The following is a 26,246-nucleotide window of genomic DNA, read 5'->3' on the forward strand; positions in this document are numbered from 1 at the left end:
ATTCTGCTTTATGTGCGCCGGAGCGCTTCCAGCGTCATCATGAATGAATACAACTGAAGACCAGAGCATCAAGCAGCCGTTGAAGGGGATGCGCCCAGAAGTGGCTGGTGCTTGATCTTGTGATAAGTCATCGCCAATTGCAGACAATGCCTGATGGCTTGCTCCGGCAACGGCTCAGACAAACTCAGGACAATTGCCCGGTTCCCCTGAAATACCAAGCTCTCACCATACAGTTCCCGAAAGGTGTCCACCAGCTTGGTTTGGCAGTTAAAGAAGAGGTAATAATGGTGCGGTGTTTTCAGTTTCCAGTCGATGCGCACAGGGCTGCCGGCAGTGACGGTATAACTCGGCTCTCCCCACTTGAGCGTTTCCTCAACTTCCCCCAACGCATATTCCTCGGCGATTTGATAAATCAGCGCCCGCAAATTTTCGAGTAAAAGTTGAACGGCTGCCGGATAATCGTTGAATCGGGTTTGTACTGCCTTGTCCATGGAATGCCTCCTGTTCGAAAGTGTCGGGCCAAAAGCGTCCCGGCACTCAAAATACTGCTGAGTTCTGGCTGAATCTAAACCCGCCATTCATAGCGGATGTTTTTACAAAACTGAGTGAACCCTATCTTTTGATACAACGGAAAACCTTGCTCCGAGGACTGCAGAATCGCCACTTGATAGCCATCACAAAGAGCATCTCGCAAGATCACACGCATCATCTCCCGGGCGATCCCTTTGCCTCTGAAATCAGGCTTTGTGGAGACCCAATACACACCAACCACCCCGTCACTGAAGAAACAACTCGCTGTCGCAACAGGCTTCCCCTCATAAACACCGAGATAGTGTTTGACCGGATCACGAAAGCCGGCATCGATCAGCATTTGCTGATAAATCGGTCTCAATTCACGGTTGAACTGAAACCCATCAAACAAGGTCGCAATCCATTCCCTTAACCCCAGTTCCGTATCCACGGGCTTGATCGTCAAATTCTCTAACGGTTGCGAATCAAGATCCAGCGCTGAAAGCTCCGCGGCCATCCCCGGACATTCTGAAGCAAGGGTGAGTCCTTTAGAATGAAGTCTTTTTCCCAAATCCGAAAAATCCGATGAAGACCATACTTTCCAGCAAAAACTCTTCTGTTGTGATTTCAAAATATCCAGGATTTCATCAATACGGTTTTCGGGATCATCCGCACTGAGGTCCGCCGCCAGCACCCCATTCAAGATTGGCACGCAGCTTGCGCTTTCAATCCTGAGATAATCTTCATTTTTTCTCAACGAGATCACATCGGACTGCGCCAGAAATAGATCATACGCCCGCTGATTGTTGTCGATCAACAACGGTAAATTGTGCGGCTCATAGCTTTTCATGACACTCATGATTTTCCCCAACTCAATGTCAATACCATGATTTACAGAGACAGCTTCGCTAATACGCACGATGGTCATTCACCCCAAAGAAGCATTATTCACCGTCAACGGTGTAGCAATAAACCCACTCTGTTTCCCCATCGAAATTGAAGTCGCAAATGGTGCCGACTTTCTCAAATCCAATCGATTCAAATAAGGACTGCATCCGGGTGTTGCTTTCCTCGGTTGTTGAATAAACCTTATGCCAACCCGCCTGCGCTACCGCAGACCGAATCAACGCAGCGCCAATCCCTTTACCTCTATGGTCAGGGTGCGTATTCACCAGTGAGATCAACGGCTTGTTAAAAAACTCATTACTGGTTAATTTCAAATATCCCACGCAAGGGATTGAGTCCAGATCGGCTATAAATAGTTCACCACGCTCCATATCCATTCTCCGATCGCCTGCAAACTCATCGAATTCTTTCATTCGCACATAGTCGGTCACTTTACTTCTTCTGATCGTTATTTCCAAATTGGCATCCTTGCATTCATGAATTGATAAGCCAGATTGCGCCCCAACGACGCGAAGCAATTAATCTCCATTCCTTCTTAGTTGATAGACTGGATCAACTTCAACACTTCCACTGGCTGGCCATTGACCTGAACCACAAATTCATCGACCACGTTGAACTGATGCTGTAAGTAGAGACGGAGGGCTGGCCGATTAGACTTGACGATATTTAACGTCAGTGCCTGGCCTTGAAACAAAGTCATGACATGCGCCAATAAAGCACGCCCGAGCCCCAAGCGGCGAAAACCGGGATGAACATATAACCAGCCAATTTCTTGCTGCGATATCGTAATAAACCCTACGACGCTTTTGTTGATTTCCATGACATAAACATCAGAGTTGAGGAACTGCGCCAGACGGACCGGGTCATCTGCCAATGCCCGGGAGGTAATTTTCACCACTTCATGGGCAAACTCTTCAGGCTTACACAGTGCGTAAATATTCTGAATGTTTGAAAAGTCGTTCTCAACATAGTTGCGGATCTTGGTTTTAGCCTCGGTCGATGTTTCCAAAGTCATACCGGATGTTTCCTCGCGTGGTGGGCCCCAGTGTGTCTTCAATCGACATAAGCTGAACACTCACTGCCCGACCATTAATAGCTGGCACCATCGATTTTCCGCACCGGAATGCTGTTGAGCAGTTCCGGGGCTGCCATCTGCATATTGATGGCAAGGATATCGGCATCACAGGTTGGCGTGGTGACATAGTGGGTGATACAGCCGCACAAGCGACAACGGTGGAACTCGACTTCTTTATCGCCCCAGATGTAATAGACCGATTTTTCACGCTCAAACGCAACCGTGACCTCCTGCGGTGTGTAATACGCCCACGAAGCCGCATAACGGCGACAAATCGAGCAATTACACTGCCCAACCTCTTTGGGAACTGATACCGCCGAAATTTGAACATTTCCGCAATGGCAACTCACCTTCATCCGCACAATTCCTTCTGCTCAACTGAGTATACAAATAAAGCCAATTGCCTACTGTATCACCATTAATTTCGTAGGGGAAAGCGAATATTTAGTCACATCGATCACACAAACAAAACATAACCATAACAATGACGCGTTTTTGTATATACATTTTAATCAATAAACAAGGAGGTGTTATGGAAAATTCCAATGCAGCATCACAGGCACACAGCCGCAACTATTTTCGGCTGTTCGGACTCAGTGCCCTGGGTGTGTTTATCTTTTTTATTCCGGTCAGTTTTAACGGCAAAACCAGCATTCCCCTGGATCATCTGGTCAGCCTGATCAAAAGCGGGCTCGGCAGCGGAACCAGCTGGTACGCGATGGCGATGATCCTGGCCGGGGCCGTCTACCCGTTGATCACAAAATCCTGGCGACAGAGCACCACAAATACTGTGTTTCTGGGGCTGAAATGGCTCGGCGTCATCGCGGCGATTTTTGCCATCACCGGCACCGGACCGCAAGCCTTGCAGTCGCCGGATATGCTGCCGTTTCTGTTCAACAAGCTGGTGATCTCCGTCGGTTTGATTGTACCGATCGGCTCGGTCTTCCTGGCATTTCTGGTCAGCTATGGCTTGCTGGAAGCCATCGGGATCCTGGTTCAGAAACTCATGCAGCCGATTTGGCGAACGCCGGGCCGCTCCGCGATCGATGCCGTGGCCTCTTTTGTCGGCAGCTATTCGATTGGCCTGCTGATCACCAACCGGGTGTACACCGCCGGTCAGTATTCCGCCCGTGAAGCGGCGATCATTGCCACCGGTTTCTCGACAGTCTCCGCGACCTTCATGATCATCGTGGCGAAAACCCTGGGCCTGATGGAGATTTGGAATGTCTACTTCTGGGCGACCCTGCTGATCACCTTCATCGTCACCGCAATCACTGTGCGTCTGCCGCCGCTGTCGACCATGGATGATCAGGCGCAACACCGTGAGCCGGAGTGCGAGCCCGGTAACCGCATGAGAACTGCACTGGATACCGGCCTCACCGTGGCTGAGCAAGCGCCGAGTTTGGGCAAGAGCATTGTTGAGAACTTCAGAGATGGCCTGATCATGACCATCAGCATTCTGCCGTCCATTATGTCGGTCGGCCTGATTGGTTTGCTGGTTGCCAAGTACACACCGGTCTTTGACTGGCTGGGCATGGTGTTTTACCCCATCACGCTGATCTGGGGACTGGAAGATGGCATGGCGCTGGCCCGCGCCAGTGCGGCCGGCTTAGCGGAAATGTTCCTCCCGGCGCTGTTGATGACCGAAGCCAGCGATATTGCCCGCTTTGCGGCCGGGGTGGTCTGTGTCTCGTCGGTGCTGTTTTTCTCCGCTTCGATCCCCTGCATTCTGGCAACCCGGATCCCGCTGACCGTGGCAAAACTGGTGATCATCTGGTTGATCCGGACCATGCTGAGTCTGTTCCTGGCGATCCCAACTGCCATGCTGCTGCTCGGCTAACCGGCTCACTCGAAGCTAGCCGACCAGACAGTAACCCTGTTCCGACACAGCAAACATCAATGGAGGCCTCGCCTCCATTTTTCATGGCTTGTTTTGATGGCTTTATACTTTTTATCGTTCAACCCAAGCAGCTAAGTCCCGGGCAACGCCCAGCGGATCAACAGTGCCACCACCAGCAGCGTCAACACCCCGCCGGCCCACAGGGCCAGAAACCATAGCCAGCGTTTGAGACATGGATTACGCATTTAGTGATACCCCTCCCCTTCCTTGAGCCGTCCACGGAACACCCAGTAGGAGTAAGCGGTATAGGCAATGATCAACGGAAGCAGGAACACGGTTCCGGTCAGCAAAAACTTCAGGCTGGTGTCCGGCGCTGCGGCATCTGCATAAGTCAGGCTATGCGGCACAATGTAAGGATAGGTACTGACGCCAAAGCCGAGCGAGGCGAGGAAAAACAGCCCCAGACTCGCTAAATACGCCTTCACCGGTTTATGTTCGATCAAGTCTTTGAATAACAGATATACCAGATAACCCGACCCCGCCGGGATCAGCAAGAACAACAACGCCTGCGGGAACGAGAACCAGCGAGCCGCGATGTCATGATTAGAGATTGGCAACCAGAGACTGAGAATCGCAACCATGGCCACCATAATCAGCGCACAGCGCTTGGCCGTCACATAGTACCGACGATGATAGGATTTCGGCAGCTTGATCAGCAACCAACAGGCCCCCAGCAAGGTGTAGGCCGCAACTGTCACCAAACCGCAGAACACGGTAAAGGGCGTGAACCAGTCAAACCAGCCGCCGCTGTACTGGCGATCGACCACGGTGATCCCTTGCAACAAGGTACCCAGCATCATGCCCTGTGTGAAGGTAGCAATCAGCGAGCCGATGAAAAAGGAGCTGTCCCACAGAAACTGACCACGATGGGTCCGGAAGCGGTACTCAAAGGCCACGCCACGGAAGATCAGCCCCAGCAACATCATGATTAACGGCGCATACAGCGCAGGCATCACCACGGAGTACGCCAGCGGAAATACCGCAAACAAGCCGCCACCGCCCAGTACCAGCCAGGTTTCATTGCCATCCCAAACCGGCGCGATACTGTTCATCATCAAATCCCGCTCCTGAACCGACTCCCCGCCGAGGAACAAGATCCCGATCCCCAAGTCAAACCCGTCCAGGGCAACATAGGCAAACACGGCAATCGCAATCAGCATGTACCATATCAATGCGTAATCCATGTGGCCTCCTAAAGATTTGAGTGCGTTGTTGAAGTGACGGTGTCACTATCGAGCGGTCGTTCATACTTGGTCGGGGACTTGCGCATCAGCCGCAGCATGTAGAAAAAGCCCGCGCCGAACACGGTAAAATAGACCACCACAAATGCGGCCAGCGACACACTGACCGCCGCGGCGTTGACGGGAGAAATTGAATCAGCCGTGCGCAGTAGTCCGTATACCGTGAACGGCTGCCGACCCACTTCGGTGGTGATCCAGCCACAGAGAATGGCAATAAAACCGGACGGGGCCATCACCAAGCAGCACCGGTGGAACCAGTCAGCATGGTACAACTCTTTTTTCTTGCGCAACCACAGGCTAACCAACCCGACGGCCAGCATCAGAAAGCCCAGTGCGACCATGATGCGAAAACTCCAGAATACGATCGCCACTGGCGGGTGATCGGTTTCAGGGAAGGCATCCAGTCCTTTCACTTCACCGGTAAACGAGTGCGTCAGGATCAGGCTACCGAGATACGGGATCGACACCTGATAATCCACGGTCTGATTTTCCTGATCCGGCAATCCGAACAGGATCAACGGCGCACCTTCATGCGTTTCGAAATGACCTTCCATCGCCGCCACTTTGGCCGGCTGATGCTCCAGAGTATTGAGGCCATGCAAGTCGCCGACGAACACCTGAATCGGCGTCACAATCGCGGCCATCCACATCGCCATGGAAAACATCGTTCGCGCCAGATGGTTTTGCTGCGAGCGCAGCAAATGGTAAGCCCCGACCCCACCCACCACAAACGCCGTGGTCAGGAAGGCGGCCAGCACCATGTGGACCAGGCGATACGGGAATGACGGGTTAAAGATCACCGCCCACCAGTCTTCAGGAATAAACTGGCCCTGCGCATTCATGCCATACCCGGTCGGTGTCTGCATCCAACTGTTCACTGACAGGATCCAGAAGGCGGAGAATAAGGTGCCGATCGCCACAATCACCGTCGCCATGAAATGAAGCCGCTTGCCGACCCGGTTCATCCCGAACAGCATCACGCCCAGAAAGCCGGCTTCAAGGAAAAAGGCGCTAAAGACCTCATAGCCCATCAGCGGCCCGAGCACCGGCCCGGTCTTGTCCGCAAAGACACTCCAGTTGGTCCCGAACTGATAGCTCATGACGATCCCGCTCACGACCCCCATGCCGAAACTAATGGCGAAAATCTTGATCCAGTATTGATAGAGCTCGATATATTTTTGCTGACCCGTTTTCAGGTACAGGCCTTCCAGGACCGCCAGATAGCTGGCGAGGCCAATCGTAAATGCCGGAAAAATGATATGAAATGACACCGTGAAGGCAAATTGAAATCTTGCCAGATCGACTGCGAGTTCACCCATCGCTCCCCCTTCATCCGGCTCACCCGACCACGGCTGGAGCCAGATCGCCCCTTCATGAACACTCTCATGCAGATACGAACAAAGTTAAATTATGGTTCATCTCGCTCCAGGCCGGGTGTTTTTCCTGATGCTTTCCAATCCCCGTACCTATTTCTCTGCGCACGCGACACTCATGCCACTGAGTTATCAATGCCATGGTGATAACTCATTAGACGTTCGACCGGAAAAACCGCACAGTAAAGACACAAATTAAGCCATTGAAAAACGAGGAGCGAATCATGAGCAAGAAACAAGCCTTTCATAACCCACACATGCCGGATTTTCGCAATGCATTTAGCTGGGGACTGAAGCTGAGTGAGTTTGATGAGATCTTTTTCGTAACCGGTCATGCCGACTGCAATCCGGAATTTATCACCCAATTTCCGGATGATCCGGTCGCCCAAACCCGCCTGATCCTGGATCAAATTGACAGCCTGATCCAGGAAGCCGGATTCAGTCGCGACGATATCGTACGAACCGACTGGACCTTTACCAACGATGTCACCTCTGAGCAGTTCAGTGAGATCGCGGGGGTTTGGGAAGACTATCTAGCCGATGTCGCCGTCAAACCGGCAACGGGTACCCTGCGCTATGTCCAGCGACTGGGGATGCCGGACATGAGGGTTGAATACGAAATGATGCTGGCAAGATAGGTTCAGGGGAGAGCACGGGTCCATTTCCGGCACTTGGCCTTCACAAGCCAAGTTCATACGCCACTCTTAAAAGTTCCCCTCACAGGTCACCTCCCGCGGATGATAGTCGGCTTCACCTAAATAGCCGGCTATCATCATCAACCGACGATCATTAACCGACAGCCATCAACCAACAGGCGTCAACCAACAGTCATCTTCCAGCTTTCTGTTTCCTGCATCCTGTTTTCTGGATGCGTTGAGTCCCCTCACTGTTAAAAAACAAAAATATTAACAATGAATACTCATCGGATATTTCTAATCAACATTGGCACCTGAAATTCAGAGGTTTTATTTTACAACTGAGTTTAAACTCAAATAATGCACAATAAAAAAGACACATCAGCCTGAATAAATACACACCATAAAGATTATACCGTCTATTTTCTGTGAAATTTAAAAACAACCACGACAATAATTTGACGACAATAAAATGACGCAGAAAAATGCAAGTATTGACGCAAAAAAATACTAATTTCAGATCAAGCAGTTGAAAATGAACCCGCAAACATGGGATCAATATCACCTATTTTGAACGCTGTTTTTAGTTGATCCCTTATTCAGCATTGATTAAAGTCAGCTGTGTCAGGGCAATGTCAAGACGCTAAAAAATCACTAATAATTGTGAAATAAACTCAGGAGATCGGATTTTAAACTCAGGGAATGACATTATATTTCAATTTTTAATTTCATTTTACGATGCAACTTTAAATCACCGAACAACAATTAATCAATATATTAACAAGAAAATGAAAACATTATTAGTTATTTTATTTGCGCTCGTTTCAAACAGTGTCATGGCGTTCAGCTCATTACCTGCCGTCGATATGGTGCTGGTCAAAAAAGCCGAGAGAAAACTGTTTCTCATCAAAAATAATCAAATCTTCAAGGAATACTCAATCAGTCTGGGCAAGCGGCCGGTCGGACATAAACAGTCTCAGGGGGATTACCGTACGCCGGAAGGGCTGTATACCATCGATTTTCGCAATCGAAATAGTAAATATCATCTCAGCCTGCACATTGATTATCCGAACGATCAGGACAAGCGCCGTGCAAACCAGCAAGGTGTGAACCCTGGCGGTGATATCTTCATTCACGGCCTGCCGAATGGGAAAAACCTACCCCTGCTGTATCAGGGTGTCGATTGGACCCGCGGCTGTATCGCGGTAAATAATAGCCAAATCCGGGAAATTGCCAGCTATGTTGCAGACGGTACGCCCATTCGGATCCATCCCTGATGACATCACAGCTGTTGCGCCTGCCTGAAACATATAAAGGCAGGCAACAGAAGCTAAATAAGCAGCTTCTGAATCACAGCAGAGTGGCACAATAGGCCACGCTGCACACGGATGGGATGCCCCAAGACTGGCCAATCACTCCGAGACTTGCCAATTACTGGCCCTCCGTCATCAAGTAGCCGTTTCGGCCATTATGCTTGACCTGATACAAAGCGCTGTCGGCCTGCTTGAGTAATGATTCCCAATGGGCTGCCAGATTCTCGCCTGAAGTCGCCATCGCCGCACCGATTGACACCGTAATTTCACGTTCTCCCACGGTTGTCTCAAAAGGCCTTTCAATAATCGCCTGCTGTAATGCCGCCAGCCGCTGCCGGGCAACCTTCGGTTCGCATCGCATCACCGCCACAAACTCTTCGCCGCCCCATCGGGCCAGCATATCGTCAGCCCGAAGTGCCTGCTTCATTCTGGCGGCCAGCTCAACCAACACCTGATCGCCGACATCATGCCCGAGGGTGTCATTGATCATTTTAAAATGATCCACATCCAGCACAGCCACCATTAACGGTTGGCGCAGCTTGGTTGCTTTGGTGCGCAGCCAGTATTCGACAAAGCGGCGGTTCGACAGGCCGGTCAACACATCCTGACCGGATCGGATCGCCAACTCAGCATGTGACTTGGCCAGATCATGATGGCGTCGACGGATCCGGCTGTATTGCCCGTACAGAATGTACAGGCCCAGTGTGCCGACCACGGCTGCCAGCAGCCAGACATTTTCTCTGGCATTCTGCGCCGCGATCCGGGCAGTTTGCAAAGCATTTTCAGCTTTGAGCAAGGTCAGCTCATTCTCTTCCAGCTCCGCACCCAGCTCTTGCTGCAAAATTTGCTGAGCCTGACGGCGAGCCTCAATCAGGTACTCCCGTCCTTCTTCCATATATCGCTTGTAATTGACTAATGCCTGCTGATAGTCGCCCAACGCCTCATAGCTTTCCGCGATAATCTTGGTTGCAAACAGATAAAACTTGCGGTCATCTCGCTCATCCAGCTTCCCGGCCGCCACCATAGCAAGCGACTTCGCCTGATCCGGCTGCCCCATTTGCAACAGGGCAGAAGCCATCAGCACATTGCAATACGGCGTGCCTTTCTCGTCTTGATTGCGGTAGGACATGATCAGGCAACGACTCGCGCTTTTATAAGCCTCCCGACTCTGCGCCAAGTCCAGCTGGATATCGGCCAGATTGAGCAACGTCGCCATTTTTAGCCGATAGGAACTCGTCTGCTCCGCAAGCTTATAGGCTTCACGCAAATGGACTTGCCGCCGCTCTCCCCGATCAAAATATTTGTCGATCAGACTGGCATTAATGTGCAACGACGCCTCGGTCGCCGGTTGGGAATACTGATTCGCATGGTAAAGCTCTATCGCGCGCACCAAGTATTCTTCGGCCTTTGACCACATTTCCATGCGCATATACACCGTGGAGATGTTAGAAAGTAACTTGGCCACCTGCATGAAATCGTTTTGCTGATTGAAGATTTGATAGGCCTGGTGATAATGTGCCAGTGCTGACTGAAAATGGTCGCGATCCGCATCAACATTGCCCAGCCACTTCAAGGCCCTGGCCTGCAATGCATCGTACCCCAGCGCGCGAGCTGTCTTTTCAACGGTCAGTAATGTTGATTGTGCATCTGCCAACTGAAACCTGTCCACCAGGTTCACCCCCTGGTAATAGCGGGCTTCAGCCTCAATCCAGGCGATCTGGCTCTGCTTCCCCAGCGCTGCCAGTTGAGCCAGATACAGCTCTGCCTGCTGCCCCCCTTCCATATCTGCCAGTTCGATTTGCAGCGAGGCCAGCAAATAGAGCGCCTGTCGCACCGGGTTATCTTCCGGCTTCAGGCTCTGTTCCAGCTGACGAAGCTGGTCTTTCGCCCGGTACGGACAATTCGTGGCTTTAAGATACGTATTCAGATATGGCTGATCGACAGGCGAGACTTGCGCTTGCAGGTAAGGTTGAAGAATCTCTGCTTTTGCCGGAGCGGCAGGTATGAGCAGACCAGCAAACAGACAAAAGAAGACAAGAAAAAGCGCGTGTGGTCGCTGAGGCATAAGAAATAGCATACTACCTTAAGAATTTAAGTCACTGTCATTCCCTAACCTCAATCCCTGACTTGTATTTGTAACAAAGTTTATGTCGAAAATATAGGCTTTATGAATGAATCATTCACGCTCTTGACATGAAACGGCGATCAATTGGATCGTCGTTTCTGCCGTACAACCCGGATGATCACGGCTGACGATGATATCCGACAGCCACAATCACATCCCCCACGCGCATAAAGAGCGTGTGTTTGGGCTCACCCCGACTGTCGACCGGACTGGTCCAGTGGTACTCAATGATCCCTTTTCCCGCTTCGACGGCCGTGGTGATCATCTCTCGGAAAAAAGGCTTCCCGTACACATCCACTGTGTCCAACACGGTCTCCCCGGCCAGGACTGTCGACGAGCCGCCGCTGGCCAGAAACTGCCCGTCCACCCGCACTGCATAGACGTACAACTCACGGTCGAAGAACTTCGGATCAGTATTGAAGTCGGTCACGACCTCAGGCCCATACTTCTCAACATGTTTGACCGCTTTATCCAGCAAAGTCATGGCCCGGCGTTCATCTTTGGAAATAATATGTTCGACCGTGGCCTGATTAGCCCAAACAATCGATGCAAAAATCAAGGCCAGTAACGCCGCCAGACCCAGTAACATTTTCGACGTCATCTCACGCATGACTTCTCCCTCAAAATGACTCTTCATTAGTACCCCACCATCGACGGTAACCACAACGACAATTGCGGAAAGAACGCCACCAGAAAGACACCGACGACCGAGGCAATGACAAACGGGTGGATCCGGGCGGTGATCTGCTCTACGCTCGACCCGCCAATTCCGGACGCAACAAAGATGTTCTCACCAAGCGGCGGGGTGGCAAAACCGATCGATAAAGCACACACCACGACCACTCCGACATGCGTCGGATCGGCCCCCAGCATATACATGATCGGCAGCAGCACCGGCACGATAATCATGATCGCCGCCAGGGTTTCCATAAACATGCCGACAAACAGCAACAGCAAAATGGTCAGCGCCCAAACCAGATACATATTTTCAGTCAGGCTAAGTAACGACTCCGCAACCACCACCGGGATCTGTTGTTCAATCAACAACCGGCCAAATACGGTTGCAGCAAACAAAATCAGCAATACCCGCCCGGTGATCCAGGTTGTCGTGGTCAGCGACGTGAAAATACTTTTGACCGACAGCTCGCGATGGAGGAAAAAGCCGACGAACAGCGAGTAGAAGATCGCCACAATGGCCGATTCCGTCGGGGTGAACATCCCGCTGTAAATCCCCCCGAGGATCAGAAACGGCGCCAGAATCGACCAGGTTCCCCGCTTCACTGTTGCCTTGATATCTGACACCGACCAGGTTTCAGTCAGTCCTTTATAACCACGTTTTTTCGCAATCAGATAGTTAGTCAGGATCAGGGTAGAAGCCATCAGCAGCCCCGGAATCACCCCGGCGACGAAAAGTTTCGGAATCGACAGCGATGCAAACTGGCCGTGCTGCGCGACCGCTTCCGGTGGCGGCATCAGGCCCATAGCCGAGATACCGAATATCACAATCGGGATCGACGGCGGAATAATAATCCCCAACCCGCCGGATGCTGCGGTCACCGCCGACGCATAGCTGCGTTCATAGTCCCGCTTGACCATTGCCGGTACCATCAGCATTCCCACCGCCGCAGTCGTTGCCGGCCCGGAGCCGGAAATTGCACCGAAAAACAAACAGGCGAACACGGTTGCGGCGCCGAGTCCGCCGGTCACCGGCCCGGCTAGGCTTTCTGCAATATCCACCAGCCGTTTCGAAATCCCGGCCGCTTCCATCAGGGCGCCCGCCAGCACAAACGCCGGCAAAGCCATCAACGGAAAGTTACCGACCGAGGTAAACGCAATTTGCACCAACGCAATCGGGTTCTTGTCCAGGATCAGATAAGCCGCCATGGATGCCCCGGCCAGCGAGACAGTGATCGGCGCGCCTAAAATCAGCATCAGCAGAAAGCCGCCAAATAAAATCAGGGTTAAGTAATCTTCCATGATAATTTCCTCCTCCTTGGCCCGTTACTGCGCCGCCGCTTGGCGGGTCGCATGCTGCTGACGTTGTTGTAGCTTTTTCAGCTGCAGGGTTTCCGGATCCGTGGCCTCTTTGCCCTGGAACAAGCGCTCGTAGTTGTTCCACAGGATCCGAATCGTCATCAGGGAAAAGGCAATCGGCAGGATCAAGTAGAAGTACTTCATCGGGATCCCGGTCGTCTGTGACTTCCAGAACAGATTCATTTTATTAAACACAAAGTCATAGCTGAGGTAGACAAAGTAAAGATTGAACGCCACCCAAATCATGTCGGCGGACACTTCACAAACCGTGCGGACCACCGACGGAAAAAACTTAAAGTGAAAACTGACCCGGTTATGGGCCGACATCTTGGCCGCGACCACGGCGCCCAGATACGCGAACCAGACAAACATGTAGGTTGCGACTTCATCACCCCAGGGGATCGAATATTGAAACAACTGACGCACCAGGATCTGGGTAAAGAGCAGCAGAACAAATGCCGCCAAGAGTAAACAGCAGGTGTATTCTTCAATGTTATTCAGATGCTTGCGCACCGTGTGCATTGCAGACATATGGCCTCCGGAATAGACAACCGGCTGCCCGCCCGGTTTTACATCAGCGGCGGACAGCACAGACAGCGGTTGGATTAGCGCCCTAACACAGCCAACGCGGTATCGAGTTTTTCTTTGCCGCCGATACTGGCATAGAATTTCGGCCAGACCGCCTCGGTCACTTTCTCAATCCAGGCCTGCTCGCCGTTGGCCGGATCGGTAAAGACCATCCCCTTGGCCGCCAGCTCATCGCGGATTTTCTGCTCGGTCGTCTGGAGGTAGTTAAAACTGTATTCGGTCGCTTCTTTGCCAGCCGCCAGGATGGTTTGCTGCATCTCTGGCGATTGCGATTGGAAAATTGATTCACTGACAATCAACGGCTCAAGCGAGAAGATGTAGCGAATATTGGTCACGTATTTCTGGACTTCGTTGAATTTCATCGCATGAATGGTGATATACGGGTTGTCCTGACCATCGACCACGCCCTGTTGCAACCCGGTAAAGGTTTCAGACCAGGCCATTGGCGTCGGGTTCACGCCCCAGGCCTGATAGGCTGAGATCATGATTTCATTGCGCGGCACCCGGATCACCAAGCCTTTCAGATCCTCGGGAGATTTCACCGGACGTTTGGAGTTGGTCAGGACCCGGAACCCGGAATAAGCCCAACCGACAATGCGTACCCCGGCATCGCGAATGGTATTCTCCACCAGCTCCTGACCAATCTCACCTTGGGTCAGTAACTTGGCTTCATCCGCGCTCTGAATGACATAAGGCATGGTGAGCAGACCGACACTGGGTGAAAACGGCGTCACGTTATTAATCGCCAGCACGGAAAAGTCCAACAGGCCAATCGCCGCATTGTTGACCGTATCCTGCTCATTGCCGAGTTGCCCGTTGGGAAACAGATCCACGGTTGTCTTGCCGTTGGTTTTCTTCTCCAGCAGTTCGGCAAACTTGCTCCCCATTTCCCACTGAGTCCCGCCAGCAGCATCCCCCAGCGCCATCTTGAAGTTCTTGGCCAGCGCTGCAGGTGCAGCAACAGCCAGGCTGACTGCCGTAAATATCGGTAGAAGCTTATTTTTATTGAACATCATCATCTTACCCTTTCGTCAATGTCGCACAGTCCATGCGTAATCCATTCAATGACCGAGGTACAACCGGATGCCAAAGTTGGTGACCAGCCGTGCTGATCCCACTCCCTTGCGCCCCACCCTTTCAGCCATGTCCCTGTTATTCGAATTGAAGGTGGTCGGTCACCGCTTATGATGGCGCTGACCAACAACGATGGAGCGATTTACAAGACTTCGTCCTGAAGGTGATACCAGCGATAAAGGAACCGCTGCCCGAACCGACGGAACGGCGCAAAGGCTTCCGATTCCACCATTTCCCGGAGATTCGGGAACGGTAGTTTCGACTGGAATATCGGCAAGTCGAGATGCTCAGCATCCCCGGCAATCCACTGGGCGAGCCGCTTGCCCGCTTGTGCCGAGTACATCACCCCGTTGCCGCCGTAACCCAAGGCGTAGTAGATCGACTCGCCGGCATTAGGCTGGTAGATACGCGGCATCATGTCATGGCTGACATCCACCCATCCCCACCAGGAATAATCGACCTGGATCCCATCCAGCGCCGGGAATTTGCGCACCAAATCGGCCTTGAGCATGGCTTCATACTTCTGTTCCGGCGCCGCCCGGCCGGTGATCGCACTGCGGGTGCCGATCTGGACCCGGTTGTCCGGCAACAAACGGTAGTAATGACGCAAGACCCGGGTATCGGTGATCACCTGATTGGTGTGAAACTGACAGGCTTCCAGCTCCGCTTCGGTCAGCGGCCGGGTGACCATGGAGTTCGACAGGATCGGTAGCATGCGGTTTTTCAGCTCACGATGCAGTCCCTGCGAGGTATAGCCACCGGTGGCAACCCCAACGGCGCGGGCTTTGACCACGCCCCCCGGCGTTTGAAGGTAATGAATCCCATTCTTGGTTTCCCAGCCCGTCACCGGGCTGGCCGGATGCACCGTTGCGCCCAGGGCACGGGCCTTCTTGAGATAGCCAAAGGCCAGCTTACCGGCATGGATCCCAATCCCTTCCGGCTCATGCATCGCCCCGCAGGCTTCCTGATCGCCGACAAACTGGTTTTTCACCGTCTCGGCATCAAGGATCTGAGCGTCATAGTGAAAGGTATCTCGCAGCAACTTGGCTTCTTTTTCCAACGCCGGCATCACCCGGTCCCGGTGGGCGACATACAGGTGACCGCCGGGCTGTGGCTCACAGTCAATATCCTTGATCAGATCTTTGAACGTCGCCATGCCCTCCAGGCACTCTTCATGCATTTTCAGCGCGGTATCCAGTCCCCAGCGCTCAATCCACTGCGAGCGCTTCAAACGCCCGGAAGCACACTGGGCCTGTCCGCCGTTCCGGGTACTGCAACCCCAGCTGGCCCGGTTGGCTTCCAGCACCGTTGCCTTGATGCCGTATTTTTCCGCCAGGAAAATCGCCGCCGTCAGGCCGGTAAATCCGGAACCGATAATCGCCACATCGACATCCACATCGCAGGTGATCGGTCCGTCATCGGCAGGCGGCTCTCCCGCCGTTCCGACCCAGTAGGTCGGTGCATATTCAGCGCCCTGACCCGGCGTGGCCTGCACCAGCGGATCGTAAGCCGGATCGTACGAAGAAGACGCTTGCGTTGCCCGCTGTCGGGCACCCGCCGGGGCTGATGCAGATCGGACGACATCCTGTTGTTTTTCTTCCGCCAGTACACTCATGCTCAAACTCCTTGTATGAAACCCGATCCCTGAATTTAGCGATTCTCACCGGTTACCTGCGCCGGACGATCCTTGCGGAATGCGTTCTTCACCAGTATCTTGCCGTCCTTCAGCGTGAACACATCCACCATCCGCGCTTCAATGCGACTGCCGTCTGGCTTGGTCGCGCAAAAGGTCGACTCACTGACTGCCCGATTGCCGCAGACAAAATGCTCACCGTTGAGCCAGGCTGCATCAGGAAATGTTTTCCAGACCTGCTGGAAACTCTCCCGCACCGCATCACGTCCGGTAAACGAACTCCCCTGCAAACCAGGACCGGCCGCGGTATGGAAAGTGCAGTCATCGGTCATAAAAGTCATCAGCGCGTCGATATCATGATTGTTCCACGCCTCGCTGAACGCCTGTAAAAAAGCGACGCTGACTTCATCTCTGACCATTTCATCCATTTGTGCGCTCATAATTCTTCCCTTCTCAATTAACAGGTTACATAATAGTTTTCGGCCTCAAATCCATACCCAACAGTGATAAAAGCCGGATGAGAAGCTGACCTTCTTACAACGCATCCTCTAGAGGAATATCCCTGGGGACACGGTGTCGCTGACAGGCTTTCGCGTGGTGGTCGATTCACAGCAGCATGCCTTACAGCGAAATCAAAACAAAACAAATCATTAACAAAAATTTAACTTAAAATTAGTCCCGGTTTTGGGTTCCGTCAAGTCGATTTGAAGCTTTTCGAGACAATTAATTCCAAAAAATAACAATCAGTAAAAAATACTTATTTTTTGATGAGTTAACCATTTATCGGCACGGTATCAGTCCGTTCTCAAAGTACCCGATTCCAGGGTGCAGCCCATCGACCCCAAACACAGAGGCAAGGACAGTAAGACCACAGGGCAACAGGTGATTCAGCGAGAAGGATTAATCAAAATCGAAATCGGCAGTGTACTGCCGTCGGTACTGGCGTAAGCCGGATAACGAGTGGCCGGTGGTTAGACTCTCTGTCGGGGCTGATGCCACCGCTTGATAGTCCAAAGACCGGGGATGGATCCCCGAATAGCCGAACAGCTTGCCAGCCACGGTAGACGGCAGATTGTTCACCGCCACCTCAAGCTTTTCATCATCAGTTTCGACACCAGCTGACTTGGCGGTGAGCCAGTGGTTGAGGTGCTGGCAGAGGCCATCCAACCCCGGATACACAGTACGTTCATTGATCCCGTAAGTAGCCAACTCCGCCAGCAACTTCGATTTCATCGCCCGTAACAGCGGGATTTCCAGCAAACGATCCCGGCCATAAAGTTCCTGCTCCAACGGAACAAAGCCCTGCGCCTGCGGTGAGACTTGGCCATCACTGCCAACCTTAGACGGATGAATGGAATACCAGCTCCGCTGCGCGGTCGCCTCAGGCCGGGCCTCGATCGGTGAAAATACCCGGGTCTGGCTGATCGCCAACGGATCGGTGGTGAAGTCGACCTCATCAAGCCCATCCGCACGAAACAGATAAACATAGGGCTCAGGCGCACCACGCTGACAGGCAAACCACAGGGCGATCAGCGGGTTTTGGCTCCACGCCATCAACCGGGTCTTCATGCCAAACTGCTGCGCCTGTGACAACAGGTGCCAGTTAGATGCTTGGTCATCCCAAGTATGTGCCTCCTTCGGCGTAAACTCGCCGTATTGCTGAAACATCGCTAACATCTGACGCTCGACCGCCGTCGAGACCGGCTGATTGTGCCTGGCAATCGGTGGCAGCAAGGCCCTGCGACGATTCGGCTGGCCGCGAAACAAAGCCAGCTCACTGTCCGCCGTCAATTCACGAACCACTGCCAAATAACTCGACACGGAGCCAATATAGGTTGATGTTTGCATGAAAACTCCTTGTTAAGCCGCGGTCCACGGACGGACCAGAAAAACCACAGACAGCATGTATCCGGCAATAAACAGTGCATTGCCCAGCAGCAGCGCAATTGGCTCCCAGCCCAGCTCCGCCAGCTTTTCGAACGATGTTTTCACGCCGAGCGCGGCAATCGAAATCACCAGGCACCACTTGGACAGATCCGAACTCAGCGTAATCACCTCAGACGGCAACCATCCCAGGCTGTTCACAATCACCAAAGCGACAAACACCATCAGAAAACCCGGTACCAGCGGTTGCTTCGCCGCGCCAGTCCCACCGGCAGCCACGCGATCCTGATGAAACAACACCATCAGCACCACCACGACTGGCATCAGCATCGCGACACGGAACATTTTTGCCAGCGTCGCGGCATCCCCGACGTCGGTGGAAATCATAAATCCAGCCCCGACCACCTGCGCGACATCATGGATCGCCCCGCCGAGAAACAGCCCGGCTTCCGCTGTTGACAAGCCGGTTGCCGAGACCACCAGCGGATACAGCACCATGGCTGCGGTCGAAAATGCCGCCACGCCAATGGCCGTCAGCAGGGTAAAGTGCTCGTTGTCGCGGCTCTGGGGCAAGGTGGCAGAAATCGCCATCGCGGCGGAAATCCCGCAGATCCCGGTCGCACCACCGGAGAGCAGTCCAAGCATCGGCGGCAACCGGAGCACACGCGCCAGCAGCAAACTGAACCCAATTGTCAGCCCGACCGCCCCGGCCAGGGCGAATACACCCACCGTGCCAATGGCATGAATATCGCTGACGGCGATCCGGACCCCGAGCAACGCTACCCCGATCCGCACCAGTTTCTTGGCTGCCACTTCAATCCCGGGCAAGCATTTCCCGTTGTCAGCCAGAAAGTGAAACGCCATGCCGATCAGTAAGGCGTACAAGAATTTCGGTCCACCATACTGTCCGGAGACAAAAGAAGCGGCCGCAGCAATCACCATGCACAGCATCAGGCCCGGTACCAACTGCCCCAGCGCACCAACGGTGTTGCGCGGTTGACTGAGTGTATTTGTCGCCATCAGAAATCCCTTCTTGGCAGAAAAAAAAGCCTGGCTCCACCTCACCCGTGCCACCAGATGTCACACGGTGAGCATCGGGCGCCGGAACCAGGCCAAAAGGTCACCAAGGATCAAACATAGTCTTTGTATTTATCCAGGTAACGGACCGGCTTGGAGAGTGCGTCGCGGCGGAACGGGTCACCCAGCTCCTGCGTACACATGATCTCAATCACCGTGGTTTTCCCTTCGTTCATCTGCATATCAATCGCTTTTTGCAGCGTCGGGCCGACATCTTCCAGACGGTCAACCGTGATCCCTTCCGCGCCCATCGCCCGGGCAATTTCGGCAAAGCTCTGGTTATCCAGCTCACCGGCCACGAAACGGCGGTTGTAGAAGTCAACCTGGTTCTTCTTCTCCGCGCCCCACTGGCGGTTGTGGAACACCACCGCAGTCACCGGAATGTTATGACGAACACAGGTCATGGTTTCCATCAGGCTCATACCCCAGGCACCGTCACCGGCATAGGAAATCGCCGGGCGATGCGGTGCCGCGGCCTTGGCGCCGATAATCGTCGGGAAGGCATAACCACAGTTGCCAAAGCTCATCGCCGCAAAGAAGCTGCGTGGTTTTTCAAACCGCAGGTAGCTGTTGGCGATCGAGTTAATGTTGCCGATATCGGTCGAGACCATGACATCATCCGGCATCGCTTTCTCCAACTCGCGCAGCACCTGACGTGGATGCAGGTATTCGCCGCCGGAAAAAGGTTTTTCCTGGGCATTTTTATCAATCATGTCGAGGCTGAACTGGTCACGTTCGTGGGTCCACTCATCCAGCTCTTTCTCCCAGATCTCTTTCTCAGCCTGAACCTTGGTAAAGCGCTCATCTTTGGTCGCATCACAGGCCAGCGTGCGGCCTGCAAGACGCTCACTCAGCGCTACCGCAGCCGCCTTGGCGTCACCGCAGATCCCGACCGAGATTTTCTTCACCAGACCCAGCATCTTATGGTCGGCATCAATCTGGATGATCTTGGCGTCCTTCGGCCAGTAATCCATCCCGTGCTGCGGCAACGTGCCGAATGGCCCCAGGCGTGAACCCAGCGCAATCACCACATCGGCCTGGGAGATCAGCTTCATCGCCGCTTTCGAGCCCTGGTAGCCCAGCGGACCACACCACAACGGGTGGCTGGCCGGGAAAGAGTCATTGTGCAGGTAGCTATTGACCACCGGTGCGCCCAGACGCTCCGCCAGTGCCTTACACGCTTCGACCGCATCACCCATCACCACGCCGCCACCGGAAATAATCACCGGGAACTTCGCCTCGGCCAGCAAATCAGCAGCATCATTCAGGCTCTGCTCGCCACCGGGACCGCGATCCAGACGCGCCGGTTTTGGAATTTCACAAGTCACTTCACCGTAGAAATAATCACGTGGAATATTGAGCTGGGTCGGCCCCATCTCGCTCATCGCACGGTCAAAGCAGCGGCCTGTGTATTCCGCCATCCGGCCCGGATGAGTCACATGCCCCTGATACTTGGTGAACTCCTGGAACATCGGCAACTGGTTACATTCCTGGAACCCGCCCAGCCCCATGGTATTGGTCCCGGTTTCCGGGGTCACAATCACCACCGGGCTGTGTGCCCAGTACGCCGCCGCAATCGCGGTGACACAGTTACTGATCCCCGGTCCATTTTGTCCAATCACCACCCCGTGGTTCCCGGATACCCGGGAGTAACCGTCTGCCATGTGCGCAGCACCCTGCTCATGGACCACCGGGATCAGGCGAATGCCGGCCGGGGCAAAAATATCCATCGCATCCATAAATGCAGAGCCCATAATGCCGAACATATCCGTCACGCCATTGGCCACCATGGTTTCGACAAACGCTTCTGACGGCGTCATCTTGGTCGGGCCGGTTACCACGCTACGTGCTTCTTGCTCACTCATATCCTTTCTCCTTGATGATGGGACACTGAATCCTTTAAAAAGTGGAACCAAACGTCTCGTTATTGAAATTACAACTTTAAGCTAGACGGTGGTTTTTTAATCGTCAATAAAATTTAATTAATTGATATGAAATATTCCGAAAAACGATACTCGTTCGGCATTTTTGAAGATTGTACGTTTTGATTTGCGGATCACTCGTTAACAATGACAGTCAGGTTTTTGTCCGAATCGCGATCCGGAGCCTGATCCGGTACAGCAGCGAACGACAGTAAAAGGGAGCAGATCATGATGGAAATGGCAGCGAACCAGCCAGATATTGAAGTGTCCGTACGCGAGGTGTTCGGAATAGACAGCGATCTCCGGGTCCCCGCTTTTTCGGCCCGTGACGATCATGTACCGGAGATTGATCCCGCGTATCGGTTCAATCCAGAAGTGACCCTGGCAATCCTGGCTGGGTTTGCCCAGGATCGCCGAACCCTGATCCAGGGCATGCACGGCACCGGCAAATCCACCCATATCGAACAGGTTGCCGCCCGGCTGAACTGGCCCTGCGTTCGGGTCAACCTGGACGGCCACCTCAGCCGGCTTGATTTAGTCGGGAAAGATACGATTACGCTGCGCAACGGCCAGCAAGTGACCGAATTCCAGGAAGGGATCATTCCCTGGTCACTGCAGCGTCCGGTCGCCCTGATCTTCGATGAATATGATGCCGGACGGCCGGATGTGATGTTTGTGATCCAACGGATCCTGGAGCGGGACGGCAAATTTACCCTGCTGGATCAGAACCGGGTGATCCAGCCCCACCCGGCCTTCCGCTTATTTGCCACCGCCAACACCGTCGGGCTGGGCAACCTGTCCGGGTTATATCACGGTACCCAGGTACTCAATCATGCGCAAATCGACCGCTGGAATATCGTCGCGAGCCTGAACTACCTCCCGGCCGAAGAAGAACTGGCCATCGTGCTGGCCCGGGTGCCGGAAAAAAACAGTGAGTCCGGCCGCGCGCTGCTGCGGAAAATGATTGCGGTGGCAGAGCTGACCCGAAACGGCTTTGCCGCCGGGGATATCTCAACCCTGATGTCGCCGCGCACCGTGATCACCTGGGCAGAAAACTGCACCATCTTCCACAATCCGGCGCTGGCCTTTCGCTTCTCGTTTCTCAACAAATGCGATGAAGCCGAGCGACCGCTGATCGCCGAATATTTCCAGCGCTGTTTTGATCAGGAGCTGGAAGAATCCTGGGCTCATCAAATGGAGATGAGTCAATGAAAGCGCATTCCCGCCAGCAGCAGAAAACCGTCGAGCTCTGTGCCGCCAGCGTCCGGGCCATCAGCCGACAACCGGACCTTCACTTCCGTGGTCGCCAGCTCTATCGGGGCAGCACACCGCAACCGAGTCCGGCGGTTCACCTGCGCGAGTATGACGCTGAGCGCCCGTATGCCGCCAGTCGCGGCCGGGCCGATGCGATTGCCCTGCGCCTGCGCCACTCCGATCCGCAACTGCACCAGCAACACGCGCCGACCGCGCCCATTGCCCGGCTGATTTTCGATCTGCTGGAGCAATGCCGGATTGAAGCGCAGGCACCGGCCCACCTACCGGGTGCTGGTGCCAATATGGCCGCCAATTTCGAACACTGGGCCAGCCACTACTTCCACACCGGACTGGCGGAAAATCATATCGGCAACCTGATGCTGACTCTGATTTTAATCGCCCGCGCCCGGATCAACGCCGCGCCGGTGCCGGAATACGCCGAGACTGCCATTGAAGCGACCCGGGCCGCCATCGTGCCTGTGATTGGCCATGCGCTGGCTAAACTCAACGCCTGCCGTCACGATCAGGCCGCTTTTGCCCGTCCGGCCCGCCAACTGGCAGAAACCATCTGCGTCATGATTGAAGCCGAACTGGCTGACCAGCAAGAAGCCGGAGACGCTGAGCAGTCGGACAACGCCCTGGCCGCATTCCCGCTGTTATTGGCCATGGAAGAAGAAGGCTCTGAAACGGAAGCCATAGCCACAGCCAAAACCGGCCGCAGCGCGACTTTTAGCAAACATCATCAGCAATATCATATTTATACCACCGAGTTTGATCAGGAAGTCGCTGCAGCGTCTCTGATCCGGCCAGCCCTGCTGACCGAAATGAGAGCACAGCTTAATCAACAGATCCACCAGCAGGGGCTCAATGTCCGCGAGCTGGCGCGTAAGCTGGCCGCAGCCCTGAATCCGCCACAACAACGCAGCTGGCTGTTCGGCCAGGAAGAAGGCCGGATCGACGGCAGACGACTGAGCCAACTCGTCAGCTCGCCGACCGAGCGGCGTCTGTTCTACCAGGATCACCACCAGCCGACCCCGGACGCCGTGGTCAGCCTCCTGATCGACTGTTCCGGCTCGATGCGCGAGCATATTGATCAAGTTGCGATCATCGTCGATGTGATGGTCAAAGCGCTGGGAATGGCCGGGATCACCAGTGAAGTCCTGGGGTTCTCGACCGCAACCTGGAATGGTGGCCGGGCCCATCAGCAGTGGCTGAGCCGGGGACGTCCCGCGCAGCCGGGCCGGCTCAATGAAACCTGCCACCTGATTTTCAAACCGGCCGAGCAAGGCTGGCGCCAGAGCCGAAAATCAATCGCTGCGCTGCTCAAAGCTGACTTGTTCAAAGAAGGTGTGGATGGCGAAGCCGTGGCCTGGGCTTGCCAGCGTCTGCGGCTGAGGGCGGAAGGTCAGCGGTATCTGCTAGTGATCTCGGACGGCTGTCCGATGGATACCGCCACCAACTTAACCAATGATTCTTTCTATCTGGATAATCATCTCAAAGCGGTGGTGACGCAGGAAACCCATCGAGGCGAAATCACCATTCTCGGTCTCGGGGTCGGTTTGGATCTCAGCCCTTACTACCCGCGCAACCTGGCGATGGCAGGCGCCACCGCCGTGGATAACCGCCTGATGAGCGAGATCGTCGAGTTGTTCACATCATCTCGGGGAAAAAACTCAGGAAGCCGGCGCTAGCACCAACGGCATAAGACTAAAACAGCGCCGCCAGCGCGCTCGCAATCAGGTACAGGCCAATCAGCATCAACAGCCCAAACACCATCCGCCGCATCGCTGCCGCACTGAGCGGCGGCGGAAACCGCCTGGCCAGCACGGTGCTGAACATCACCACCGGGACTGCAATCCCGGCCAGCAGCACAATATCCATGCTCAATTGGCCCTGTACGCCAATCAACAGGCTGCGGAGGGCAGACGTGAAGGCAAAACTAATCAGCAACATATTGCGAATCGTTGTCAGGTCAAACGGCTGACGATAAAACTGATAGATCAGCGGCGGCCCGGCCATGCCGAACAACCCGCCGGTCAGCCCGGAACCAAAGCCACTCACCACGAAACTCGGATGACCGGAGCGAACGGTTTTCTGCGCCGGGCGCAACAGAAAATTCACCGCACTGTAGACAATCATCCCGCCCAGCAAGCCCTGCAACAAACTGGTGGCGGATTGGCTGAGCAGCTCCAGTAACCAGACGCCGGCCCCGATGCCGGGTAACACACCCAGCACCACGGCTGATACCGCACGCCAGTCCATCTGCTTCGCTGCGCCCGGCAGTGCCACCGCACAATTCACCAAAGTGACTAAGCTCACCACTGCAGCAATCACCGCGACCGTCGTCAGATCCAGCGCACTGGTGGCCCCCACCACAATGATCCCCAGGCCAAAGCCGGTCACGGTCTGAAAGTATGTGCCGACCATAATGATGGCGAGCAAAATCAATAAGGTTTCTGTGCTCATTGTTTCTCTTCTCCTGAGCATATCGGGTTCAACAGGGATCGCTTTGTGTCGCCGTAACGGTTGCCAGCATTGCGGGTTTCTGGTGGGATGCTTGCTGGTGGTGGAATGCTTGTTGCTGCGCCTGAACCGCCGTCACTGCTATCACGTGGTAAATATCCTGCTCGCTGCAACCGCGGGAGAGATCATTGGCCGGTTTAGCCAGTCCCTGCAGCAATGGGCCGATGGCAACAGCACGGCCGACACGCTCGGCGAGCTTATAACCGATATTACCCGCCTCCAGGTTAGGGAAGATCAGCACATTGGACTGCCCTTTTACCTGAGAGTCCGGTAATTTTCGCGCTGCGATATCCTGAACAATCGCCGCATCAAGCTGAACATCACCATCGATGGCCAGCTCAGGCTGGCGGGATTTCACCAGTGCGGAGGCCGCAACCACTTTATCCACGGCCGCATGGCGGGCACTACCGCTGGTCGAAAACGACAGCATCGCCACCCGGGGCGTTTCCATCAGCAACTGGCGGGCACTTTCGGCGGCCGAGAGGGCGATATCGGCCAGCTCCTCGGCGCTGGGCTCCACCACCAGCCCGCAATCAGAAAAGATCAGGCCACCTTTGAGATCATGAAACGGCTCGCACAACATCATCAGAAAGAAACTGGACACCAACCGGCAGTCCGGTGCCAGCCCGATCACCTGGATCGCACTGCGAACCACATTGGCGGTGGTCTGTACCGCCCCCGCCACCGAGCCGTCGGCGGCGCCATAGCGAACCAGCAGGTTGGCATAACAGAGCGGGTCCAGCACGGCTTGCTCTGCCTGCGTCCGGGTCATCCCTTTTCCGGCCCGCAGCGCGAACAGCATATCGGTCAGCGCCGGGCGTAAGGGAGACGTGGCCGGGTCGATCAGGATGCAGGACGCAATACACACGCCTTCCTCCTCTGCCCGGGCCTGGATCTGCGGCGTATTGCCGACCAGGATCACCTCGGCAATCCCGCCCTGCGCGGCTTTCACGGCGGCGCGAAGCACCCTGGCATCGTCCCCTTCGCTCAGTACGATCCGCACCGGGCGCTGCTTTGCCTGTTCAATAATACGTTCAATAGCCTTCATTTCTGCCTGCCTTGTTTGGGTCCCACCACAACAAACAACAATTAATGAGACGTTTTATTCCAAATATTGATATATATTTTGAATATTAATTGTTCAGCCGATTATGGTCAACGAATATTCAAATAAACGGT

At 54.2% G+C, this 26,246-nt stretch carries 23 protein-coding genes and 1 pseudogene; 5 read left to right on the forward strand and 19 right to left on the reverse strand.

The window, feature by feature from the left end; translation table 11 throughout:
* Positions 1-68 precede the first annotated feature (68 nt).
* The 5 genes from NH461_RS09635 to NH461_RS09655 all read right to left on the reverse strand — a co-directional run bounded on the left by NH461_RS09635 (position 69) and on the right by NH461_RS09655 (position 2,847).
* Positions 69-491: a DUF1801 domain-containing protein gene (locus NH461_RS09635; protein ID WP_261600144.1), complete on the reverse strand. Its 423-nt coding sequence runs from the start codon at positions 489-491 to the stop codon at positions 69-71.
* Positions 492-565: 74 nt separating this feature from the next.
* Positions 566-1,438 carry a GNAT family N-acetyltransferase gene (locus tag NH461_RS09640; protein WP_261600145.1) on the reverse strand — a complete coding sequence of 291 codons (873 nt, stop codon included), beginning with the start codon at positions 1,436-1,438 and terminating at the stop codon, positions 566-568.
* Positions 1,439-1,454: 16 nt separating this feature from the next.
* Positions 1,455-1,934 carry a GNAT family N-acetyltransferase gene (locus tag NH461_RS09645; RefSeq protein WP_261600146.1) on the reverse strand — a complete coding sequence of 160 codons (480 nt, stop codon included), beginning with the start codon at positions 1,932-1,934 and terminating at the stop codon, positions 1,455-1,457.
* A 17-nt stretch (positions 1,935-1,951) separates the two neighbouring features.
* Entirely contained in the window at positions 1,952-2,431 is a 480-nt protein-coding gene (locus NH461_RS09650; RefSeq protein WP_261600147.1) for a GNAT family N-acetyltransferase, read from the reverse strand.
* 74 nt (positions 2,432-2,505) lie between these two features.
* Complete coding sequence (locus NH461_RS09655; RefSeq protein WP_261600148.1) at positions 2,506-2,847, reverse strand: GFA family protein; 342 nt, start codon at positions 2,845-2,847, stop codon at positions 2,506-2,508.
* A gap of 176 nt (positions 2,848-3,023) precedes the next feature.
* On the opposite strand from NH461_RS09655, the gene NH461_RS09660 reads away from it, so the two are divergent.
* Positions 3,024-4,331: a YjiH family protein gene (locus NH461_RS09660; protein WP_261600149.1), complete on the forward strand. Its 1,308-nt coding sequence runs from the start codon at positions 3,024-3,026 to the stop codon at positions 4,329-4,331.
* Positions 4,332-4,576: 245 nt separating this feature from the next.
* On the opposite strand, the gene cydB is transcribed toward NH461_RS09660, so the two are convergent.
* Positions 4,577-5,575, reverse strand: coding sequence for a cytochrome d ubiquinol oxidase subunit II (gene cydB, locus NH461_RS09665; protein ID WP_261600150.1), 999 nt, complete (start codon positions 5,573-5,575; stop codon positions 4,577-4,579).
* Positions 5,576-5,583: 8 nt separating this feature from the next.
* Positions 5,584-6,951, reverse strand: coding sequence for a cytochrome ubiquinol oxidase subunit I (locus tag NH461_RS09670; protein ID WP_261600151.1), 1,368 nt, complete (start codon positions 6,949-6,951; stop codon positions 5,584-5,586).
* A gap of 278 nt (positions 6,952-7,229) precedes the next feature.
* Between NH461_RS09670 and NH461_RS09675 the strand changes: the two genes are divergently transcribed.
* Positions 7,230-7,643 carry a RidA family protein gene (locus tag NH461_RS09675; RefSeq protein ID WP_261600152.1) on the forward strand — a complete coding sequence of 138 codons (414 nt, stop codon included), beginning with the start codon at positions 7,230-7,232 and terminating at the stop codon, positions 7,641-7,643.
* An 833-nt stretch (positions 7,644-8,476) separates the two neighbouring features.
* The gene (locus NH461_RS09680) at positions 8,477-8,917 is read left to right on the forward strand and encodes a murein L,D-transpeptidase family protein (protein ID WP_261600153.1); all 441 of its coding nucleotides are present in this window, start codon (positions 8,477-8,479) and stop codon (positions 8,915-8,917) included.
* Between the two features lie 154 nt (positions 8,918-9,071).
* On the opposite strand, the gene NH461_RS09685 is transcribed toward NH461_RS09680, so the two are convergent.
* The 10 genes and pseudogenes from NH461_RS09685 to xsc form a co-directional block, all read right to left on the reverse strand.
* The gene (locus NH461_RS09685; RefSeq protein WP_261600154.1) at positions 9,072-11,018 is read right to left on the reverse strand and encodes a tetratricopeptide repeat-containing diguanylate cyclase; all 1,947 of its coding nucleotides are present in this window, start codon (positions 11,016-11,018) and stop codon (positions 9,072-9,074) included.
* 190 nt (positions 11,019-11,208) lie between these two features.
* Positions 11,209-11,592 (reverse strand): annotated as a pseudogene (locus tag NH461_RS09690) (cache domain-containing protein); the annotation flags it as partial.
* A gap of 122 nt (positions 11,593-11,714) precedes the next feature.
* Positions 11,715-13,055: a TRAP transporter large permease gene (locus NH461_RS09695; RefSeq protein ID WP_261600155.1), complete on the reverse strand. Its 1,341-nt coding sequence runs from the start codon at positions 13,053-13,055 to the stop codon at positions 11,715-11,717.
* Between the two features lie 24 nt (positions 13,056-13,079).
* Positions 13,080-13,643 carry a TRAP transporter small permease gene (locus NH461_RS09700; protein WP_261600156.1) on the reverse strand — a complete coding sequence of 188 codons (564 nt, stop codon included), beginning with the start codon at positions 13,641-13,643 and terminating at the stop codon, positions 13,080-13,082.
* A 74-nt stretch (positions 13,644-13,717) separates the two neighbouring features.
* Positions 13,718-14,716 carry a TRAP transporter substrate-binding protein gene (locus NH461_RS09705; protein ID WP_261602876.1) on the reverse strand — a complete coding sequence of 333 codons (999 nt, stop codon included), beginning with the start codon at positions 14,714-14,716 and terminating at the stop codon, positions 13,718-13,720.
* 200 nt (positions 14,717-14,916) lie between these two features.
* The gene (locus tag NH461_RS09710) at positions 14,917-16,389 is read right to left on the reverse strand and encodes an NAD(P)/FAD-dependent oxidoreductase (RefSeq protein ID WP_261600157.1); all 1,473 of its coding nucleotides are present in this window, start codon (positions 16,387-16,389) and stop codon (positions 14,917-14,919) included.
* A gap of 35 nt (positions 16,390-16,424) precedes the next feature.
* The gene (locus NH461_RS09715) at positions 16,425-16,847 is read right to left on the reverse strand and encodes a nuclear transport factor 2 family protein (protein WP_261600158.1); all 423 of its coding nucleotides are present in this window, start codon (positions 16,845-16,847) and stop codon (positions 16,425-16,427) included.
* A 460-nt stretch (positions 16,848-17,307) separates the two neighbouring features.
* The gene (locus NH461_RS09720; RefSeq protein WP_261600159.1) at positions 17,308-18,255 is read right to left on the reverse strand and encodes an FRG domain-containing protein; all 948 of its coding nucleotides are present in this window, start codon (positions 18,253-18,255) and stop codon (positions 17,308-17,310) included.
* 12 nt (positions 18,256-18,267) lie between these two features.
* Positions 18,268-19,311: a YeiH family protein gene (locus NH461_RS09725; RefSeq protein ID WP_261600160.1), complete on the reverse strand. Its 1,044-nt coding sequence runs from the start codon at positions 19,309-19,311 to the stop codon at positions 18,268-18,270.
* A 110-nt stretch (positions 19,312-19,421) separates the two neighbouring features.
* Positions 19,422-21,233, reverse strand: a complete 1,812-nt coding sequence (xsc, locus tag NH461_RS09730; protein WP_261600161.1) for a sulfoacetaldehyde acetyltransferase — start codon at positions 21,231-21,233, stop codon at positions 19,422-19,424.
* A 288-nt stretch (positions 21,234-21,521) separates the two neighbouring features.
* Between xsc and NH461_RS09735 the strand changes: the two genes are divergently transcribed.
* Both NH461_RS09735 and NH461_RS09740 read left to right on the forward strand, forming a co-directional pair.
* Complete coding sequence (locus tag NH461_RS09735; protein ID WP_261602877.1) at positions 21,522-22,502, forward strand: AAA family ATPase; 981 nt, start codon at positions 21,522-21,524, stop codon at positions 22,500-22,502.
* Positions 22,499-24,235, forward strand: a complete 1,737-nt coding sequence (locus tag NH461_RS09740; protein ID WP_261600162.1) for a cobaltochelatase CobT-related protein — start codon at positions 22,499-22,501, stop codon at positions 24,233-24,235. Before NH461_RS09735 ends, NH461_RS09740 begins: the two co-directional genes overlap by 4 nt.
* A 16-nt stretch (positions 24,236-24,251) precedes the next feature.
* On the opposite strand, the gene NH461_RS09745 is transcribed toward NH461_RS09740, so the two are convergent.
* Together NH461_RS09745 and pta are read right to left on the reverse strand one after the other, a co-directional pair.
* Positions 24,252-25,010 (reverse strand): sulfite exporter TauE/SafE family protein, encoded by a 759-nt coding sequence (locus tag NH461_RS09745; RefSeq protein WP_261600163.1) that lies wholly within the window; start codon positions 25,008-25,010, stop codon positions 24,252-24,254.
* Between the two features lie 28 nt (positions 25,011-25,038).
* Positions 25,039-26,115, reverse strand: a complete 1,077-nt coding sequence (gene pta, locus NH461_RS09750) for a phosphate acetyltransferase (protein WP_261600164.1) — start codon at positions 26,113-26,115, stop codon at positions 25,039-25,041.
* Positions 26,116-26,246: the final 131 nt, after the last annotated feature.

This window comes from Photobacterium sp. TY1-4 (genome assembly GCF_025398175.1).
In the GTDB taxonomy this organism is placed as follows: domain Bacteria; phylum Pseudomonadota; class Gammaproteobacteria; order Enterobacterales; family Vibrionaceae; genus Photobacterium.